Here is a 15481-nt window from a genome sequence, read left to right on the forward strand (position 1 = left end):
GCCACCGACCGACGCGAGAAGCACAGCCGGGGTGGGTACGGTGCCGAGGTGCTCCACGGCCTGAACGCCTACCTGCGGGCGATCAACGCCCCCGAGACGGCGGGTGATCTGCGCGGCCTGCTGCGCGCCGCGTCGCGGGCCGGGCGCCAGGCCCTGAGCGCCGACCACTGCGTCGTCTGGTTCGCGGGCGCGTCGTCGCACCCTCCGCTCTACCTGGTCGACGGTGACGCCTTCCTCGAGGTCGACGACCCGCCCTTCGCGGCCGAGGCGGCGGCCGCGTCCGTCGCCCGGTGCGACGGCACCACGCTGCCGGGCATCGCCGAGGTTCCCGCGCACGTCGTCGTCGCGCCGCTCTCGACGTCCTCGATCCGGGGCGCGGTCGTCCTCACCCGCACCGACCCGTTCACCGCGGACGAGGAAGCGGCCGCGGGCATCGTCGCGTCGGCACTGGGGATGGCGCTGGAGGCGACGCTGCTCCGCGCCGCGGAACGGCTCGCCGCCGCCACCGCCTCCCGTTCGACCCTGCTGGAACGCGTCACCGGGTTGCTGCAGACGAGCGCGACGGCCGTGGAGATCACCCAGCGCATCCCGGCCGCGGTCATCGAGGTCCTCGACTGCCGCTCCTCCTGGGTCTACGTGCTCGAGGGCGACGAACTGCGCGGTGACGGCCTGCCGCCGATGCCGCCGGAGCACGACCGGCTCCGCCGGGTGCCGCGCTCGTCGGACAACCCGATCTCCGAGGCCGTCCGCACGGGCGCACCGGTCGTCGTGAGCGGGGACGACATCGCCCGCTACCGGGACCTGACGGGGGTCGAGCCGGAGCAGATCGGCGTCACGCTCGTCGTCCCGCTGGCGGGGCGGGAGAAGGTCCTGGGCGCGTTGAGCGTCGGCTGGGGCGATCGATCCCCCCTCGAGCACGCCGACCTGGAGCTGTTCGCCGCCGTCGCCTCCCAGGTGGCGGTGGCCCTGGAGCGGGCGCAGCTGCTCGACGCGGAACGGTCCTCGCGCGCGCAGTTGGCGACGTCGCACGAGGCGCTCGCCACCCTGGCCCGTGACCTGCAACGCGGTCTGCTGCCGACGTGGTTGCCCCAGCAGGAGGGCCTGCAGGTCGCGGCGCGCTACGCCCCGGCGTTGGCCGGCTCCGAGATCGGCGGCGACTGGTACGACGCCGTGCAGACCGGCCACGACATCGCCCTCATCATCGGCGACGTCCAGGGGCACAGCACCCGCGCGGCCGGGCTCATGGGTCAGGTGCGGACGGCGGTGCGCGCCTACGTCAGCGAGGGCCACGACCCCTCGACGGTCCTGCGACGCACGAACCGGCTGCTGCTGGAACTCGGCGCGGAACTGTTCGCGACGTGCTGCCTGGCGCGCCTGGACACGTCGACGGGCCTCCTCTCCGTCGCGACGGCGGGCCACCCACCACCCCTCGTGGTCGACGAGTCCGGGTACCGCGAGATCGACGTCGACCCCGGTCCCCCGCTGGGGGTCCTGGCGGGCGCGGAGTACCCGACGACCCGGTACCGCCTGCTGGGCCGAAGTGCCCTGGTGATGCACACAGACGGGGTGGTGGAGGTCCTCGGTGAGGGTTCCGAGGTCGGTGAGGCGACCCTGCGGGACACGCTGCGCACGACGTTGCGGGACAAGCCCGACCAACCCGCGGAACGGCTCGCCTCCACCATCATGGCCGCGATCCCGCACGCCCTGACGGACGACGCGGCCATGCTCGTCGCGACGTTCACGGGCACGGACTCGGGCCGGCTCGACGCCTCCCTCTGGTTGCCCCCGGACATCCGCGCGGTCGCCTCGGCGCGGGAGTTCCTCCGCGACCGGCTCCTCGCCTGGTCCACCGACGAACTCCTCGACGAGGCGGAACTCGTGCTGTCCGAACTCGTCACCAACGCCCTCGTGCACACCGGCGGCGGCGCCGGTCTCTCGTTGCGCTTCGACGGTGCCGCACGCCGGCTCACGATCTCGGTGCACGACTCCTCGCCCCGCCACCCCCAGGAACGCACGGCCGGGCCGGACGCCCTGGGCGGCAGGGGACTCGGGATCGTGGAAGCCGTCGCCGACGCCTGGGGAGTTCTCGTCGAGAACGACGGGAAGACCGTCTGGGCCGAACTCGCCGTCGAGGCGGACTGAGCGGCGACCCCGGCGACTACCGCCCGCCGAGGATGTTCCGGATCTGCTGCACCTGGTCGTCGCCGACCCCGAGCTGACCCATGACGTTCTCGAGCCAGTGCGGTTCCCCGTCGCCGAACAGGTCGCCGAGCGGGTCCTCGTCGCCGTCCTCCTCGGCGGCGGCGGCGGCGAGGGCCGGCCAGTACCCGCGGGCGACGGTCCAGGGGGCGGACTCGCTGAGGACGCCGAACACGGCGAGGTCGGAGAGGCGTTCCCGCAGTTCCTCCACCGCGACCCCCGCGGCGGGCCCCAGCACGTCGGCGTTGACGACGAGCTCGTCGAGGGCCGCGTCGTCGAAGGGGTTCCCGGCCACGGCCGAGGCGAGCACCGTGGGCATCACGGCCTCGGTGATCGAGAACCCGCCGTCGAGGGTTCCGGGATCGTCCAGGACGAACCGGCCCACCAGCAGGCGGCGGAGTTCACGCGGTTCCGGCGTCGGGTCGAGCCACCCCTGCGCCTCCGCCCCGGGGACGAGCAGCGTCTCGTCGTCGCCGTCGAGCAGGTCGAGGTCGATCATCGTGAGGACGACCTGGCGCAACCACGGGACGTCCTCGAGGTCCTGCGGTGCACCGTCCTGGTCGGCGGTGATCGGGATGGGGTTCTCGAACAAGGCCAGGACCGCCGTGACGGAGTCCGGCGCGAGTTCCGCGTCGTCGGGCACGACGAGGCCCTCACCGACGTGGGCCAGGACGGCCTGCGCCGCGCGGACCGGGAAGGAGGCGAGGACCGTCGCGTCCTCCTCGCCCTCGTCGACGCCTTCCGCCGCCGCCGCGAACACCTCCGCCAGCTCCGGCGGTTCACCGGCCAGCAGGGTCAGGCTGGTCTCGAGGTCGCCCTGGGACCCGGTCCAGCGCCCGGTCTCGCCGAGGAAGGCGAGGAACTGGTACCAGATGGCCTCCAGGTCCTCCTGCATCTCCGCGGGTTCCGGGGTGCCGCTGTCGGAGACCATCGCGGGGATCACCTGGGCGGTGAGCGCCTCGACGTCGACGGGGGTGAGCCGGGAGATCACGGCTCCGGACCGGACGGTCAGCAGACCACCCGCCCCGACGGTCAGCGCCTCGGCGACGGCCGCGGCGCCCACCTCCTCGTCGACCTCGACGTTCTCCTCGAGCCACGCGACGAAGTCACCGCGCAGGTCGCCCAGCGCGCGCTGGCCGAGCTCGTAGGACTCACTGACGGGGGGCCGGTCTGCAGCTGCCACCGCACCAGGGTGTCATCCCGCGCGGGTGCGGACCACCACCGAGGTCACCCCGCCGCCGCCAGCACGGGCCGCCGCAGCTCCCCGTCGAGCACTCCCTCGTCCACGAGCCGGGACAGCGCGACGTGCACGGAGTGCTGCAACCCTCGGGCGATGCGCCACGGCCGGGCGACGGGCACGACGCCGGCCCGCACGAGCCCGGCCAGGGCTCCCGCCGACACGGCGGCCTCCAGCCGTCGACCGCCCTCGGCGACGTCGGCCGGGCTCTCCGACGTCGCCAGGGCGAGCGTCCGCGCGTGGTCGTCGTCCAGGGTCCGCACCACGCGCACCACCTCGGCCACGACGAGTCGCCGCCGCGCGCAGGCGGCGTCCACCTCCTGCGCGGAGTCCCAGGACGGCCACCGCGGACCACGCCGACCGTCCTCCTGCCCGAAACCCAGGTCCTCGAGCTGGGCCCGCAGCCGGGGTGTGCCCGGTGTGCGTCCCCGCAGGACGTCCTCGGCCTCCTGCACCAGCCGGGTCCGCTGCAGCTGCGCCAGTTCCACCGGGAACGAGGTCCGCACCGTGTGGCCTCCGCTCGCGAGCAGCTCACCCCGTTCCGTGCGCAGCCGGCGCAGCAGTGCGTCGTGGACCGCCGCCGCCGTCCCCCGATCGCCCTCCCACCGCCCGGACTCGACGAGGAACCGCAGGTACTCCAGCCACGACCGGCACGTCGCCCGCACCTCGGCCACCGACTCGAGCCCCCACCACTCGGCCGCACGACGGGACTGCGCGACGAGCAGTTCGACGTCGTCCGGGACGAGCGTCGTCAGCACCCGGTCCGGATGCCGGTCGCCCCGTCGGCGCGCCAGGTCGCGGCGGGAGGTGCGCAGCACCTGCAGACGCAGCGCGAGGTCCCCGACCCCGACGTGCTGCGACGACTCGTGCGTCGTCAGCCACTCCGCGAACGCCCGCTCCACCCGGCGGACCGCGTGGTCCCCGGACGGGCTCGGGGTCGGCCCCAGGTGTCTGCTCACGGTGCTCCTCCGTTCGACGGAGACTCACGCTAGGCGAACACCGGGACCGACCCCGAGAGTTGTCCACAGGCCGCTCAGGCCGGGCGGACCCAGTCCTGACCGGGTACCCAGTCGGAGAACGCGTAGTCGGCCCGCGACACCTGCGCCCCGCCCGCGGTGGCGGTGGCGATGGCCGCGTCGAGGTCGGTGTTGAACGCGTCGTTCAGGCTGCGCAACGCCCCCTTGAGGTCCTTGACGTCCCCGCCCAGGTAGCCCTGGACGATGTCGCCGAGGTGCGGGCTGATCGGCTTCTGCGCGGACTGGACCGCGCTGATCGCCGGGTTGCGGACGATGGGTTCCGGGGCCCGCTTCACCGTCGCGGCGAACCACGTCGCGAGTTCCTTGTACGGGGCGATGACGTCGGCCGACTCGACGACGCTCAGGTCCGTCGGGGGCTGGTCCATCCCGCTGGCCAGTCCCTTCTGGTACTCCGTGGTGGTCATCGACTCGATGACGGCGATCGCCTGCTCGGGGTTCTTGGTGTTGCCGGCCACGAAGAACTGCGCGGCCGGCGTGCCGCGGTAGGTCGTCACCGGTCCCCCGCCGGGGGTGAGGATGGGGCCGACCCCCATCTTGTCCACGAACTCGGGGACGACGTTCTTCGCGCCACCCGCGCACCACGGCCCGTCCGGGAAGTACCCGGCGATGCCCGAGGCCCAGCGGGTCCGGGCGTCGGCCACCGTGAGGCTGCCGCTGCCGGCCAGGATGAGACCGGAGTCGTTGAGCCCCTTCCAGAACTCGATGGCGTCGACGTAGCTGTCGTCGTCGTACGCGAACTCACCCGTCGTGTAGGTCATCCCCTGGAACCCGGGGAACCCCGCGGCCTGGGCCAGGTCGTCGATCTGCTCCCGCATGCGGGCCACCCCGCCGAGGGCCAGCACCATCGGCGCGGCGTCCCCGCCCTTGGCCTTGATCGCCTGCAGGTTCTTGCGGAAGTCGTCGTAGGACGCCGGCGGGTCGTCGGGGTCGAGACCGGCGGCGGAGATGATGTCGACGTTGAACCACTGCGCTGCGGCGTACTGCTGGTAGCTGAACAGCGGGAGACCGTAGAGCTTGCCGTCGATGGTCGTGATGCCCTCGGTGTACGCACCCTCGGGCAGCGACGCCTTGGCCTCGTCCGACAGCGTGATCTCGTGCAGCCACCCCTCGGCGACGAGCGCCGGCAACGGCAGGCCCACGACGTTGCTGTAGATGTCGGGCAGCTGCTTGGACTGGTTCGCGAGCTGCAGCGCCTCGGTGGACTTGCTGACGTCGTTGTAGGTGTACTCGATCGAGGCGTCGAGGGCCTTGGACTCCGTGGCCGCCCACCCCTCGTGGAACTTCTGCAGGGCGCTGAAGTGGTCCCACCACTGCAGGGTGACGGGGGCTCCCGGGCCTCCGCTGCCACCGCTGCTGCCGCCACCGCAGGCGGCGAGGAGCGCGGTTCCGGTGAGTGCGCCGCCGCCGGCGAGCAGCGAGCGGCGGGAGATCTGGGGCATGACGGTTCTCCTCATCGAGAGTGGTCGTGCGGGAGGGTCTTCAGGACTTGACTGCGCCGGCGATGCCTTCGACGAAGTACCGCTGGAGGAAGAGGAACAGCGCGACGATGGGCACGATGGAGATGACGCCGGCCGCCGCCATGCCGGACCAGTCGGTGGCGTTCTCCCCCACGAAGGCCTGCATGCCGACCGACAGGGTCCGCAGGTCCGGATCGCTGAACGAGAACACGAGGGGCAGGAAGAACGCGTTCCAGGTGGCCAGGAAGGTCAGCAGGGCGACGGTCGCGGTGACGGGCATCGACAGCGGCAGCATGACCTGGAAGAAGGTCCGCAGGAAGCCCGCTCCGTCGACGGTGGCGGCCTCCTCGAGTTCCTTCGGCAGCTGCCGGAAGTACCCGGCGTAGATGAGGATGGCGGACACGTTCGCCGCTCCGGACAGGGCCAGGACCATCCCCGTGAGGGAGTTCAGCAGTCCGAGTTCCATCGAGAGCTTGACGATGGGGATGATCGTGTACCCGGTCGGCACGAACAGGGTCGCCACCAGGATGCCGATGATGACCTTCTGCCCGCGGAACCGGTAGCGACCCAGGACGTAGCCCGCCAATGCGCAACGCACCACGACGATGACGACGGTCGACACGGTCAGGATGACCGTGTTCAGCATGTACCGCCCGAAGTGCGCGTCGCTCCAGGCCCGGGCGTAGTTCTCCCAGGCGAAGTCCTGCGGGACGATCTTCAGACCGGCGGTGAAGACCTCGAGCGAGCTCTTCAGCGAGGCCGACACCATCCACACGAACGGGTAGATCCAGACCACGGCGAGGACGGTCAGCAGCAGGACGACCCCCCACCACGGAGCCCGCTGGGCGATGCGCCGTCCTCGCGAGAGGGGCGGGGTCAGGGTGCTCACGACAACTCCTTCCGGGCGCGACGGGAGACGACGAGGGCCCAGGCCTGCAACGCACCGACGGCCATGACGAACAACCCGAAGAGGACGGCTGCGGCCGACGCGAACCCCAGTTGCGGGATCGAGGCGCTGAAGGCCCAGCGGTAGATGTAGATCTCGATGATCTCGGTGGAGAAGAACGGTCCCCCACCGGTCATCGTCTGCATCAGGTCGAAGGCGTGGAACGTGTCCTCGACGGTCAGCACCGTGATGATGAGCAGGAACGGGGTGAGCAGCGGCAGGGTGATGTAGCGGAACAGCTTCACCGCACCCGCCCCGTCGATGCGCGCCGCCTCGTAGAGCTCGGTCGGGACGGTCTGCAACGCGGCGAGCCAGTAGACCATCGTGATCCCGAAGAACTTCCACACGTACACCGCGGCCGCCGTGACCAGCGCGGTCCCGGAGTCGCCCAGGAAGTCGATCCCGCTCTCGGCGCCCATGGCCTTGAGGAACGCAGTGAACGGCCCGCTGGCCGGGTCGAACACGAACTGCATGACGACCCCGACGATGGCCGTCGTGGTGACGACGGGCAGGAAGTACACGGTACGGAACAGGTTGCGCAGCGGCAGCTTCGGCGAGTTGAGGACCATGGCCAGCAGCAGGCTCAGCAGGATCCGGGCCGGGGCCACCAGCAGCATGAACACCAGGGTGATCTTGACCGAGGACCAGAAGGCGGGGTCGGCCAGCACGGCGCGGTAGTTCTGGACGCCGATGAACCTCTGGTCGGAGCTGAACCCGTTCCACTCCACCAGCGAGTACCAGTAGCTGGCGACGATCGGGTACAGCGTGTAGAGCCCGTAGAGGACGATCGTCGGCGTGAGGAACGCCCACACCCAGATCGTCTGTCGTCGGGTGTCGACGCCGCGTCTGCGCGGGCGTCCCGGGCGGGGTGCCGGGGTCGTGACGGGCGTGTCCACCGGGGTGATCGTCCTCGCCATCGAAGGACCTCCTACCGGATCTGGCTGAGCGAGAAGGTGGTCGGGTCGCCGCCGATGCGGTGCCCGCGGTCCAGGGCCGTGATCGACGCGACCTGCGCGTCGGTGAGTTCGAGCCGGGCCGCGTCGAGGTTCTCCTGCATGCGGTCCCGGCGCGAGGACTTCGGGATGACGACGTGCCCCCGGTGCAGGTGCCAGGCCAGCACCACCTGCGCGGGGCTCGCGCCGTGCGCCCGGGCCACGTCCTGCACCGCGGGATCGTCCAGGTCGGCGCCCTGTCCGAGCGGGGAGTACGCCTCCACGACGATCCCCCGTTCCGTGCAGGTGCGGACGAGGTCCCGCTGCTGGAAGGTCGGGTGCAGTTCGATCTGGTTCACGGCGGGCGGTGGCCCGTCGAGGGCGTCGAGGTGCTCGACGAGGAAGTTCGACACCCCCACCGCCCGCACCCTGCCCTCGGCGTGGAGGCGCTGCAGAGCCGCCCAGCTGTCCCGGTAGCGACCTGCCGCGGGGTTGGGCCAGTGGACGAGGTAGAGATCGAGGAACTCGACCCCCAGCCGCTCGCAGGAGTCGTCGTAGGCGCGCAGGGTCTGGTCGAACCCCTGGTCGCCGTTGCGCAGCTTGGACGTGAGGAACACCTGGTCGCGGGCGACACCGGAGGACCGCAGGGCGGCCCCCACGCCCGCCTCGTTCGCGTAGGCCGCCGCGGTGTCGACGTGCCGGTACCCGAGGGCGAGGGCGTCCTCGACGACCCGTTGCGCCTCCGCCGCCGGGACCTGGAACACCCCGAGTCCCAGCTGCGGCATCACGACGTCGTCGGCGAGTCGCACCGCCGCCAGCGACGGGGTGCTCACCTCGGCTCCAGCACGAACATCGAGACCGAGGGCAGCGGGAGCTGGACGGTCGTCGAGAACGTGCCGCCCTCGACGGTGACCGACCGGGCGGGTTCGAGTTCCTCGAGCCCCTGCTTCGCCGTGATCGCGGCGATCTCCTGCTCGCTCGGGTTCTGCGGGCTCCCCAACCCCGTCCACGCGGTGTGGGAGTTGCTGTGGACGGCATCGATGCGGTGGTGGCTCAGCGAGTAGTCCCGACCGGTCAGCCCCTCGACCCGCAGGTCCACGGGCACCGGACCGTCGTCGCTGCGGTACTGGTCGTCGGTGTGCCGCCACACGAGGACGGTCACCCGACCCGCGGCGTCGCTGGAGGCCAGCACGTCGACCTCCTCGCGCATGCTGCGGCCGTCACCGGAGTCGAGGTCCTCGGCCGGGCTCATGGCGTCCGAGGTCGCCGCCAGCCGCCGGCCGCCGAGGCGGGCCATCATGCGGTAGGCGTTGAGGAAGGGTTTCTCGATGCCCCCCGCGGTGAGGAAGCTCCGGGTGCCCTCGAAGAACCGCTCGCCCTCGAAGTAGAAGCTCCAGGACGTGGCCTGCTCGACCTTCACCTCCTCGGACTCGTTGAGGTCGAGGATCTTCTTGAACAGCTTGACCTGGAACACGGGGTAGTACTCGGTGTTCTGGAACTGGAAGTTCGCGTTGTCGTAGACGCTGAAGTGCGCAGGCACCCCCGCGTCGCACTCGTCGACGATGGCCGGGAGCGACCGGTACTGCGGGAACTCGGCGATGACCTGCTGCATGCGGCGGATCTCGTGGAGCATCTTGTGCGCCGACGGGCTCTGCTGTTCCGGTGCGGGGGCACCCGTCGGGCCGTAGACCCGCCAGGGCGTGAACGCCGATCCCTTGGTGTGGAAGGAGACGAAGTCGAGGGGGGTCTCGTGCTCCGAGGTGTGCTGCAGGAACGTGCGCAGGAACTCCACCCCGCCGCCGGTGACGGCCGGCCCGCCGACCTTGGCGTCCGGGAGCACGCTGCGGACGGCTTCGGCGGTCACGGTGTAGAGCTCGCAGAACTGTTCCGGCGTTCCCTTCCAGTAGAAGATGTCCGGTTCGTTCCACAGTTCCCAGAGCCACTCGCGGACCTCGTCGGCGCCGTAGCGCTCCAGACAGTGCCGGGCGTGCTCGGCGACCAGACCCCGCCACTTCTCGAAGTCCTTGGGCGGGTAGGCCCAGGCCCCGGCCTCGTAGTTGCTGTAGACGGTGGGGCTCGAGACGACCTTCAGCTCGTCGGCCTCCGGCGGCAGCAGGTCGCGCGGGGTGAACGCGAGTTCCACCAGGACGTGGTGACCGGCCTCGACGATGGAGTCGTAGGTCTGGTCGACGATGGTGAAGTCGTAGACCGGGTTCCCGTGCGCGTCCTCGTGGTAGACGTTCCCGTTGCCCCAGTGCGGGATCCCGAAGCCGGTGCCCGAGCAGAACACGTAGTGCGGGCGCACCAGGAACGGCCGGGGCGAGAGTTCCCCGAAGGTCTTCAGCAGCCGACGGCCGGTGGGGGTGTAGGTCCAGTTGATCTCGTCGTAGCCGATGCTCTCCCAGATGCGGGCCAGTGGTCCGGTCTCGCGGGACGCGTCGACGACGACGGTCGCGGACCCGACGTGCGGCGCCGTGGGGTCGCTGGGTGCGGAGCGCGGGAAGTGGTTGGTGTCGGTGGACAGGCCGGGGTTGTGAGCAGTGCTGGTGCTCATGGGGCGCCTTCCGGGCGTGGGTGATCGCGACGTCGCGAACGGGAGTGGTGGAGGGGGGTGGAGCAGTGGGTCAGGCGTGGGCGGCGTCGGGGGCGTCGTACGCCCCGAGCGCGCGGTCCCGGGCCTCGGTGATGTGTGCGGCCATCGCCGCGCGGGCGACGGCCGGGTCACCGGAACGCAGTCCGGCGAGGACGCGGGTGTGCTCGGCGACGCAGTGGTCGGAGTCGGTGACCCCGCCGCCCCCGAAGAGGCGGAACCGTTGGATCTGCCCGCCGAGGGCGGTGTACGCCGACATGAGGAACTCGTTCCCGGTGGCCCGGGCGATGATCCGGTGGAACCGTTCGTCGGCTTCCCAGTACTGCCGGAACTCGTGGAACGACGGCCCGAGGGGCGCCGTCGCGAGGTCGTGCACGGCGAGCTCGAGTTCGGCCAGGAGTTCGGGGGTGAGGTGGTGCGCGGCGAGCTCCGCGAGCGCCGGCTCCAGGACGAGCCGGGCCTGCATGAGCCGCACGAGCTCCTCGGGTGTCGCGACGGGGGCGACCCGGTAGCCCTTGAGCGCGGTCCGGCGGACCAGTCCCGTGGACTCCAGGCGGGCGAGCGCCTCGCGGACGGGTGTCTGCGAGACCTCGAACTGCCGGGCGAGACCGTCGATCCCGAGGGTGGCACCCGCCTGCAGTTCGCCGTCGATGAGCAGGTCGAGGACCGCGTCGTAGACGTGGTCGGCGAGCATCTGCCGGCTCGGCGCCAGAGACCGTCGCGTCGTCGGCTGATCCACGAACGTCATCGTAGACAGCCCTCCTGAGGGGGGTGGTGGAGAACGGGTGGTGCGGCACGCGGATCACCTCCTCGACCTCAACTCTGCGGTGAGCTGATGTCATAGACCGTAGATCGTGCACGATCTACGGTCAAGGGTCTCCGCCCGGTGTTTCGGAGAAGCGTCGAGCCGTCGGCTGAGACGCGCTGCAGACCCTCCTGTGAAAGGGTTTACCAGTGAGCGGCACCTTCATCATCGGCGTGAAGACACTGGCCCGGGGCGTCCGGGAAGAGCCGCGCCCCTTCCGGATCGCCATCGTCGGCTCGCTGATCTACGGGATCGGCAACGCGGCCTCGGGATGGATGATCGGGCGCGTCACGAACCGGATCGTCGTCCCCGCCCTCACCGGGAGCGACTCGATCGGCGCTGGTGACGTGTGGCTGGCCGGCGCGACGCTCATGGCGATCACGGTGGTGCTGGTCGGCGGTGTTCTCCTCCGCCGCATCTTCGGCGGTGCCTTCACCTACGCCCTGCAGGCCCGCTACCGACGGCTCCTGTCCCGTCGCTACCTCGATCTGCCGCTCGCCTGGCACCACGCCCACCCCGCCGGACGACTGCTCGCGACCGCGGGTTCGGACGTCGAGGCCATGTGGCAGGCGACCCTCGTGCTGCCCTTCGCCCTGGGGACCGCCGTCCTCATCCTCTTCGCGGGGATCGCGATGGTCTCGGCCGACCCCGTCCTCGCGGCGGTGGGTCTCATCGTGGTTCCCGCGCTGGTGATCGCGAACATCGCCTACCAGCGCCGGATGTCCCCGCTCGTCGTCCGGGTGCAGCACCTGCGCGGCGAGGTGTCGACGACCGCCCACGAGAGTTTCGAGGGCGCCCTCGTCGTGAAGACGCTGGGCCTGGCCGACGACGAGGTCGACCGGTTCCGGGTGGACGCCGAACGCCTGCGCGACGCCAACGTCGCCGCCGGCCGGACCCGCGGCGCCTTCGACCCCATCATCGAAGCCCTCCCCTCGCTCGGGACCCTGATGGTCCTGGTGCTGGGCACGGTGCGGGTGGCGGCCGGGACCACCACCGTCGGCGACCTGGTCCAGATCGCCTACCTGCTGGGCCTGCTCGCCTTCCCCGTCCGCTCCTTCGGTTGGCTGCTCGCCGATCTCCCCCGCACGGTCGCCGGCGACGCGCGGGTGCAGGACGTGCTCCAGTCCGACGAGACGACCCCCTGGGGTTCGCGACCCGTCGACGCGGGTGGCCCGCTGACCGTCTCGACGACGGACCTCTCGTACCGCCACCCCGCGCCAGCCGTGGACCCGCTCGCCGAGGAACCCGCGACACCCCACCCGGCCCCCGTGCCCGTCCTCTCGGACGTGACCCTCGACGTCACCGCCGGTACGACGGTCGCGATCGTCGGCGGCACGGGCGCGGGGAAGTCGACGCTGGCCGGCCTCCTCGTGCGGTTGGTCGACCCGACGACGGGTCACGTGCTGCTCGACGGGGTCGACGTGCGCGAGCTCGCCGAAGGCGCGATCGCCGGCGCCGCCTCGCTCGTCCCCCAGTCGACCTTCGTCTTCGACGACACCATCCGCGGCAATGTCGCCCTCGGCCTCGACGTCACCGACGACGAGGTGTGGCAGGCCCTGGAACTCGCTCAGGCCGAGGGCTTCGTGAAGTCGTTGCCGCTGGGCCTGGACGAACTCGTCGGCGAACGCGGCTCGACGTTGTCCGGTGGTCAGCGCCAACGACTCGCCCTGGCGCGCGCCCTCGTGCGGCGACCCCGACTCCTCGTGCTCGACGACGCGACCAGCGCCCTCGACCCGACCGTCGAGCGAGCCGTGCTCGACGGGTTGGAGCGGACGGGGATCGGGACGACGGTCGTCGTCGTGGCCTACCGCCCCGCGACGATCGCCCTGGCCGACGAGGTGGTGCACCTGGAACACGGCCGGGTCGTCGACCGAGGGCCCGCCGCCGAGGTGGAAGCCCGTGACGCGGGCTACCGGGAACTGGTGACGGCCTACGCACGAGCAGCCGCGGCGCGCGCCGCCGCCGAGGAGGAAGAAGTCGCGTGAGCACCGCAACGACCGTCGAGCGCGGGGTCATCGCCCGGGCGAAGGAACTCACGCCGGAGTTCGCGGAAGGCCTCGGGGTGACCCTCGCGATCGCCGCGGCGACCACGCTGGGAAAGCTGACCGTCCCCATCGCGGTGCAGCAGACGATCGACACCGGCGTCGAGGCCGGCGGTGGCCCGGACGTCGGGCACGTCGTCCTCCTCTGCGCGCTGGCGGCCCTCGTGCTGCTGGTGACCTCGGGAACCGCGTGGCTCGTCAACGTCCGCTTGTTCCAGGCCACCGAGGCCGGGCTCGCGAGCCTGCGGGTGCGGGCCTTCCGCCACGTCCACGACCTCGCCGTCCTGACCCAGAGCGGCGAACGGCGTGGATCCCTGGTGAGCCGCGTGACCAGCGACGTCGACACCATCTCGACGTTCCTGCAGACGGGCATGCTCGTCCTCGTGCTGTCCGCCGGCCAGGTGCTGCTCGCGACGGGCCTCATGTTCTTCTACTCGTGGCAGTTGGCGCTGGTGGTCATCGGCTGCTTCGTCCCGCTCGTCCTGGCCCGACAACGACTGCAGCGCCCCGTGTCCCGCGCCTACCAGGCGGTCCGGGCCCGCATGGGCGAACTGCTCGCCGCCATCTCGGAAACGGTCGTGGGTGCCGACGTGATCCGCGCCCACGCGGCGTCGGACCGTTCGTGGCGCCGCATCGACGGCGCGATCGAGGCCCACCGCCAGCAGGCGGTGAAGGCTCAGACCGCGACGGCGGTGACGTTCACCGCGGGTGTGTTCGTGTCGGGTCTCGTCAGCGCCCTCGTCATCGTCCTCGGAACCCTGCTCGGGCTCGCCGGGGACATCACCCTCGGCAAGATGCTGGCGTTCCTGTTCCTGGCCCAGCTGTGGGTGGGCCCTGTCCAGGCCGCGACGGAGGTCCTCAACGAACTCCAGAACGCGCTCGCCGGCTGGCGTCGCGTGGTCGACCTCATCGACACCCCCGTCACCGTGCCCGAACCGGCGACACCGCGGACGCTGCCCACCGGCCCGATCGACGTGCGCGTGGACGACGTCGCCTACTCCTACCCGGGGACCGACAAGGTCGTCCTCGCCGGGGTGTCCCTGCACTTCCCCGCCGGCTCGCGGACCGCGATCGTCGGTGAGACCGGCTCGGGCAAGACGACGCTATCGCGCCTCATCACCAGACTGGTCGATCCCACGTCCGGGACGGTGCTCTTGAACGGCGTCGACGCCCGCGACCTGCCGTCGAGAGAACTGCACCACCGCGTGGTGGCCGTCCCGCAGGAGGGTTTCCTCTTCGACGCGACCGTCGGCGAGAACGTGCGCCGCGGCCGCCCCGGTTCCACCGAGGACGACGTGCGTGCTGCGTTCGTCGACCTGGGCCTCGGCGGCTGGCTCGACGGCCTCCCCGAAGGTCTCGAGACCCCTGTCGGTCAACGGGGAGAACGACTCTCGGCTGGGGAACGTCAGCTGGTCGCCCTCGCCCGGGCCCACCTCGCCGACCCCGACCTGCTCGTGCTGGACGAGGCCACGTCGTCGGTGGACCCCGCGACAGAGGTCCGGTTGCAGCGGGCTCTCGAGGGCGTTCTCAGCGGCCGGACGTCCGTCGCCATCGCCCACCGGCTGTCGACGGCGGAAGCGGCGGACACCGTGGTAGTCGTCGACGCCGGTCGTGTCGTCGAGGTCGGTTCAGCAGTAGAGCTCGCCCACGCCGGCGGTCCCTACTCGCGTCTGCACGCCTCTTGGACCTCACAGAACGCCTGATCACACGACCACGGCGCCGTCGTCAGCGGTCAGGATTGGGGATGCGGTGGTTCGCCGACGTCGCGGAACCCATGGGTGGCGATGTCTTTCGATGATGAACGTGACGGGTTCGGGGGCCTACGTCGCTGATGTTGACCAGGAGGGCTCGTCGTCCAAGTAAGCGCAGCACCTCAAACCGCCACAACCGCGACGTCCGCCCAAGCGTGCTGACTCCAGCATGGAGCCACAGTAGAAAGTGCTGCGTATCCATCGCGCGACGGTACAACCTGCAGCCGAGCCAGGGTGTGGAACATCGAGCGCAGGTCTTGATGGGCGAGCCAAGATTCGAGGTCGACTGGCGCTTACTGAACGATGCTCCCCCCACCACACCGTGGATGGCGACCCACCAGACCCGGAAACACATGTGGGGAGCAGCCCCCCGAAAAGGGCTACTCCCCACACGATCCCACTTCAAAGAGTGAGTGGCCGGCGGTGACCTACTCTCCCACCCAGTCTCCCGAGCAGTACCATCGGCGCTGGTGGGCTTAGCTTCC

At 71.0% G+C, this 15481-nt stretch carries 11 protein-coding genes and 1 rRNA gene; 3 read left to right on the top strand and 9 right to left on the bottom strand.

Going from position 1 to position 15481, the window contains the following annotated elements:
* Positions 1-48 precede the first annotated feature (48 nt).
* Positions 49-2142: an ATP-binding SpoIIE family protein phosphatase gene (locus tag AC0I8G_RS23030; protein WP_471732031.1), complete on the top strand. Its 2094-nt coding sequence runs from the start codon at positions 49-51 to the stop codon at positions 2140-2142.
* A gap of 16 nt (positions 2143-2158) precedes the next feature.
* On the opposite strand, the gene AC0I8G_RS23035 is transcribed toward AC0I8G_RS23030, so the two are convergent.
* The 8 genes from AC0I8G_RS23035 to AC0I8G_RS23070 all read right to left on the bottom strand — a co-directional run bounded on the left by AC0I8G_RS23035 (position 2159) and on the right by AC0I8G_RS23070 (position 11146).
* Entirely contained in the window at positions 2159-3382 is a 1224-nt protein-coding gene (locus AC0I8G_RS23035) for a hypothetical protein (protein WP_471732032.1), read from the bottom strand.
* A gap of 44 nt (positions 3383-3426) precedes the next feature.
* Entirely contained in the window at positions 3427-4395 is a 969-nt protein-coding gene (locus AC0I8G_RS23040) for a hypothetical protein (RefSeq protein WP_471732033.1), read from the bottom strand.
* A 74-nt stretch (positions 4396-4469) separates the two neighbouring features.
* Positions 4470-5912, bottom strand: a complete 1443-nt coding sequence (locus tag AC0I8G_RS23045; protein ID WP_471732034.1) for an ABC transporter substrate-binding protein — start codon at positions 5910-5912, stop codon at positions 4470-4472.
* A gap of 40 nt (positions 5913-5952) precedes the next feature.
* Positions 5953-6819, bottom strand: coding sequence for a carbohydrate ABC transporter permease (locus AC0I8G_RS23050; RefSeq protein ID WP_328293530.1), 867 nt, complete (start codon positions 6817-6819; stop codon positions 5953-5955).
* Positions 6816-7793: a carbohydrate ABC transporter permease gene (locus AC0I8G_RS23055; protein WP_471732035.1), complete on the bottom strand. Its 978-nt coding sequence runs from the start codon at positions 7791-7793 to the stop codon at positions 6816-6818. Before AC0I8G_RS23055 ends, AC0I8G_RS23050 begins: the two co-directional genes overlap by 4 nt.
* 11 nt (positions 7794-7804) lie before the next feature.
* Entirely contained in the window at positions 7805-8641 is an 837-nt protein-coding gene (locus tag AC0I8G_RS23060) for an aldo/keto reductase (RefSeq protein ID WP_471732036.1), read from the bottom strand.
* Positions 8638-10362: a GH39 family glycosyl hydrolase gene (locus AC0I8G_RS23065; RefSeq protein WP_471732037.1), complete on the bottom strand. Its 1725-nt coding sequence runs from the start codon at positions 10360-10362 to the stop codon at positions 8638-8640. Before AC0I8G_RS23065 ends, AC0I8G_RS23060 begins: the two co-directional genes overlap by 4 nt.
* 70 nt (positions 10363-10432) lie before the next feature.
* On the bottom strand, positions 10433-11146 hold the full coding sequence (locus tag AC0I8G_RS23070) for a GntR family transcriptional regulator (RefSeq protein ID WP_471732038.1): 714 nt from the start codon (positions 11144-11146) through the stop codon (positions 10433-10435).
* 206 nt (positions 11147-11352) lie between these two features.
* Between AC0I8G_RS23070 and AC0I8G_RS23075 the strand changes: the two genes are divergently transcribed.
* Both AC0I8G_RS23075 and AC0I8G_RS23080 read left to right on the top strand, forming a co-directional pair.
* Positions 11353-13188, top strand: a complete 1836-nt coding sequence (locus AC0I8G_RS23075; RefSeq protein ID WP_471732039.1) for an ABC transporter ATP-binding protein — start codon at positions 11353-11355, stop codon at positions 13186-13188.
* Positions 13185-14948 carry an ABC transporter ATP-binding protein gene (locus AC0I8G_RS23080; protein ID WP_471732040.1) on the top strand — a complete coding sequence of 588 codons (1764 nt, stop codon included), beginning with the start codon at positions 13185-13187 and terminating at the stop codon, positions 14946-14948. The genes AC0I8G_RS23075 and AC0I8G_RS23080 overlap by 4 nt, the downstream gene beginning before the upstream one ends.
* Before the next feature lie 463 nt (positions 14949-15411).
* Here AC0I8G_RS23080 and rrf read toward each other — a convergent pair.
* Positions 15412-15481 (bottom strand): 5S ribosomal RNA (gene rrf, locus AC0I8G_RS23085); the annotation flags it as partial.

It is taken from the genome of Kineococcus sp. AC630, from assembly GCF_979255925.1.

Bases quoted from the DNA above. Each gene is read 5' to 3' on its own strand.
- AC0I8G_RS23070 (WP_471732038.1), bottom strand. From the start codon at position 11,146: ATGACGTTCGTGGATCAGCCGACGACGCGACGGTCTCTGGCGCCGAGC.
- AC0I8G_RS23045 (WP_471732034.1), bottom strand. From the start codon at position 5,912: ATGCCCCAGATCTCCCGCCGCTCGCTGCTCGCCGGCGGCGGCGCACTC.
- AC0I8G_RS23055 (WP_471732035.1), bottom strand. From the start codon at position 7,793: ATGGCGAGGACGATCACCCCGGTGGACACGCCCGTCACGACCCCGGCA.
- AC0I8G_RS23065 (WP_471732037.1), bottom strand. From the start codon at position 10,362: ATGAGCACCAGCACTGCTCACAACCCCGGCCTGTCCACCGACACCAAC.